This window comes from Actinocorallia lasiicapitis (assembly GCF_054778695.1).
The window spans coordinates 1-4,136 of record NZ_BAAGZI010000472.1; the positions used below are offsets into that span (position 1 = coordinate 1).

The window sequence follows — 4,136 nt, forward strand, 5'->3', positions numbered from 1 at the left end:
GGGCCGCGCCACCGGGCGGCGCCCACAGCACGTCCCGGACCGACGGCCCGTGCTGCGGGTTGAAGAAGCAGGGCGCGCGCCGCTCGGGCACCGGATCGCCCGCCAGCCGCGCCCGGACGGCCGTCATCTCATACCGCCCGTCCTCCAGGGCCTCGGTGACGCGCTGGACGTCCTGCGGCTGCCGGATCGCGTCGGTGGCGGCCTTGGCCCGGTCGTAGGAGTCCAGGGCCTTGGTGTACTCCTCGCGGGTGACCGGGTCGAGCGCCGGGTCCACCACGTTCAGGTCGAGGGCCGCGATGTCCTCGCCGAGCAGCGTAACGTCCTCCTGCACCCCGGCCCGCAGCTCCGCGACCTGCCGGGCCGCCGCCTCGGCCTGCCGCCGCTTCCGCCGCCGGAAGAACACGAACAGCCCGGCCGCCGCGACGATCAGCAGCCCGAGCAGCACATAGTTGACGATCTGCTCGGTGCCCGACGCCTTCTTCCCGGCGGCGACGTCCACCTCGTCGACGAAGTCGAGCAGCACCCCGGCGGCGTCCCCCTGGTTGCCCTGGACGGCGTCGACGGCCAGCTCGTCGGCCTCCCCGCCCTTCAGCCCGGTCCGCCCCGTCGACCCGGCCTGGAAGTGCCGCCCCGCCATCAGCCCGTAGACCCCGACGCTCCCGACCCCGCGCGCCACGGACGACAGCAGCCTGGTCCGCTCCGCCGCGTCGTCGATCGGCCCGGTCACGACCAGGTAGATCGGCGTCCCGGCGTCGGCGAGCGCCTTCCTGACCCGTTCGGCCCCCGCGGCGTCCAGCTCGCCCTGCCCCGGCTCCACGTACAGCCGGTCCCCGCGCAGCCCCGCCGAAACCGTGTTCGGATCCGGCACGCCCAGCCGGGACGCCGCGTGGGCCGCCCCGCCGAACGGGCCGAGCAGCAGCACAAGAAGCAGAAGGGCCGTGACGCGCAAGGTGCACATGGCTCCATACTGCGCCGCCACGGCCCAACGGACCGTAAATTCCCCCCGTCCCGCGAGTCAGGCGGCCGTTAGTCCTTGATGTCGCAGATGGGGGCGCCGCTGGTGACGGTCTGGCCTACTTCGGCGGTGAGGCCGGTGACGGTGCCGGCCTTGTGGGCGGTGAGCGGCTGCTCCATCTTCATGGCCTCGAGGACGACGATGGTGTCGCCGGCGGCGACCGTCGCGCCGTCCGCGGCGACGATCTTGACGATGGTGCCCTGCATCGGGCTGACCAGGGAGTCGCCGGACGCGGCCTTCGCGCCGCCCTTCTTGCCACCCCGCTTGGGCGCCGCCTTGGCGGCGGCCGGGGCCGCTCCCGCGCCCAGACCGGCCGGAAGGACCACCTCGAGCCGCTTGCCGCCCACCTCGACGGTGACGGTCTGCCGCTCGCCGGCCTCGTCGATCTCGGTCGCGCCCGCGTAAGGCTCGATCGTGTTGTCGTACTCGGTCTCGATCCACCGGGTGTGGACGCGGAACGGCGCGTCGATGTAGTCGGGCTGGGTGAGGACGTCGCGGTGGAACGGGATCACGGTCGGCATCCCGTCGATGACGAACTCGGCGAGCGCCCGCCGGGACCGTTCGATGGCCTGCTCACGGGTGGCGCCGGTGACGATCAGCTTGGCGACGAGCGAGTCGAACGCCTGCGGAACGGTCTGCCCGGCCACATACCCGGCATCCAGCCGGACCCCGGGCCCGGTCGGCGCGGTCAGCGCGGTGATGGTGCCGGGGGCGGGCAGGAAACCGCGGCCCGCGTCCTCGGCGTTGATCCGGAACTCGATGGAGTGGCCGCGGACCTCGGGGTCGCCGTAGCCGAGCGGCTCGCCGTCGGCGATCCGGAACATCTCCCGCACCAGGTCGATCCCGGTGACTTCCTCGGTGACGGGGTGTTCGACCTGGAGCCGGGTGTTGACCTCGAGGAAGGAGATGGTGCCGTCCTGCCCGACGAGGAACTCACACGTCCCCGCGCCCACATACCCGGCCTCCTTCAGGATGGCCTTGGACGAGGTGTACAGCAGGTCGAGCTGCTCGGCCGTCAGGAACGGGGCCGGGGCCTCCTCGACGAGCTTCTGGTGCCGGCGCTGGAGCGAGCAGTCACGGGTCGACACGACCACGACGTTGCCGTGGGAGTCGGCCAGGCACTGGGTCTCGACGTGCCGGGGCCGGTCCAGGTACCGCTCGACGAAGCACTCGCCGCGCCCGAACGCCGCCACGGCCTCCCGGACCGCCGATTCGTACAGCTCGGGCACCTCTTCGAGGGTCCGGGCGACCTTCAGCCCGCGCCCGCCGCCGCCGAACGCCGCCTTGATCGCGATCGGCAGCCCGTTCGCCTCGGCGAACGCGACGACCTCGTCGGCTCCCGAGACCGGGTCGGCGGTGCCCGCGACCAGCGGAGCCCCCACCTTCTGGGCGATATGCCGGGCCTGGACCTTGTCGCCGAGCGCGGTGATCGCGGCGGGCGGCGGCCCGATCCAGGTCAGCCCCGCGTTGATGACGGCCTGGGCGAAGTCGGCGTTCTCGGCCAGGAACCCGTAGCCGGGGTGGACGGCGTCCGCCCCGGACTCGCGGGCGATGTTCAGCAGCTTGTCGACCACGAGGTAGGACTCGGCGGCCGACTGGCCGCCCAGCGCGTACGCCTCGTCGGCCACCCGGACGTGCAGGGCGTCCAGGTCCTGCTCGGAGTAGACCGCGACGCTGCCCAGCCCCGCGTCCCGGCAAGCCCGCGCGATCCGCACGGCGATCTCACCCCGGTTGGCGATCAAGACTTTCCGCACCGTCGTGTCTCCATCCCTGAGAACCCCTTGTGGGGGATCACTTCGACCCACTTGGACCGGAGTCTAGAGACCTGCACTCAAGCCCCCCATAACCGCCTCCTTATTCCGGACACCTGCCCAGGTAGAGGAGTTACAAGCCTCCGTTTGGCCGGATACGGCCACGATGCCGGACGCGCGGGGTACCTCAAGTGGTGTGTCCTGTTACAGGAACGTCAGATCCCCCCTAGGGAAGGGACCCCGGCCATGGGTGCGGACCGTCGCGGCGGAAACATCGCGCAGATGGAAGAGCTCGCTCGCCTCTTCAACAAGCACAGCAAGAACCTGGACGCCCTGATCAAGGACCTGAACGGCCGCACGGTCGGTTCGACCGAGATCTGGTGGGGTCCGGGCGCGGACAGGTTCCGCGCCGCCTGGTCGGAGGCGAAGGCGGCTTTCGACAAGATGGCCGTGGCGCTCGACGACGGCGGCCAGGACGTCCGCCGCTCGCTCCAGAACATCGAGGCGGCCACCCGCTAGCGAGGATGCGGGCCTGCGGGCCCGCACCTTCTACTCCTCCAGCGGGGTCGGCGGCAGCGCGGTCTGAACGGGCCGCGGCCTGCCGTTGACGATCAGCAGGGCGCGGCCCTGCGGTCCGGTGTAGGTGGCGTTGCGGGGCAGCCGGAGCCCGAACAGCTCGCCGTCGTCGGGGGAGTGGATCCCCAGCAGCAGGCCCGTCCTGGTCTTGCGGGCGTCGGCGATGAACCCGCGGTAGCCGCGGAGCAGGTCCTCGGTGGTGCCCGCGAGCAGGACGGCGTGTTCGGCGTCCCGGCCGGAGCGGAGCAGCGCGTGGACGGGTTCGGCGAGCTCCTGCTCGTCGATCAGTTCGGCGTCGTCGACGACCACCACGAACCGGTGCTCGTCGGCCGTCAGCGCCTCGACTTCCTCGGGGTCGGCGTGGGCGTCGAGCACGCCCAGCACCCCGGGCAGGCCGCGCAGCTCCCGCAGCGGCGACTTGCGCGGAGTGATGATCAGCGCGGGGACGCCCCGGGCGAGCAGGGTCCTGGTCATGGTCGCCAGGGCCGTGGACCGGCCGGAGCGGGGCGGTCCCGAGACGATGAACGCGGGCCCGTCGCCCAGCAGGTCGATCCCCTCGGGGCCGAGTGTGTCGCCGCCCGCTCCGACCAGCGCCCAGAGCGCGGACGGCGGCCGGAATCCGGGCGTCAGGGCGAGGGCCTCCTCGGCGGTGATCTCCTCGGGCAGTTCGTCGACCCGGATCGGTCCGGGAGCGATCCGCCCGTACCGGGCGGTGGAGGCGGCGGCCAGCGCGGCGAGCGCGGCGACCTGGGCGGGGTCCGCGGCGTGCTGGCCGAGCAGCCCGATCGAGGCCC

General features: G+C 72.5%; 3 protein-coding genes and 1 pseudogene. 1 reads left to right on the forward strand and 3 read right to left on the reverse strand.

The window, feature by feature from the left end:
* Both ACYVE7_RS30430 and ACYVE7_RS30435 read right to left on the reverse strand, forming a co-directional pair.
* The coding region (locus tag ACYVE7_RS30430) for an LPXTG cell wall anchor domain-containing protein (RefSeq protein WP_460369551.1) at positions 1-958 on the reverse strand (958 nt) is incomplete at its 3' end.
* A 68-nt stretch (positions 959-1,026) separates the two neighbouring features.
* Entirely contained in the window at positions 1,027-2,769 is a 1,743-nt protein-coding gene (locus ACYVE7_RS30435; protein WP_460369553.1) for an acetyl/propionyl/methylcrotonyl-CoA carboxylase subunit alpha, read from the reverse strand.
* Positions 2,770-3,048: 279 nt separating this feature from the next.
* Here ACYVE7_RS30435 and ACYVE7_RS30440 point away from each other — a divergent pair, with 279 nt between their 5' ends.
* Positions 3,049-3,285: a WXG100 family type VII secretion target gene (locus ACYVE7_RS30440; RefSeq protein ID WP_460369555.1), complete on the forward strand. Its 237-nt coding sequence runs from the start codon at positions 3,049-3,051 to the stop codon at positions 3,283-3,285.
* Between the two features lie 30 nt (positions 3,286-3,315).
* On the opposite strand, the pseudogene ACYVE7_RS30445 reads toward ACYVE7_RS30440, so the two are convergent.
* Positions 3,316-4,136: pseudogene (locus tag ACYVE7_RS30445) on the reverse strand (FtsK/SpoIIIE domain-containing protein); the annotation flags it as partial.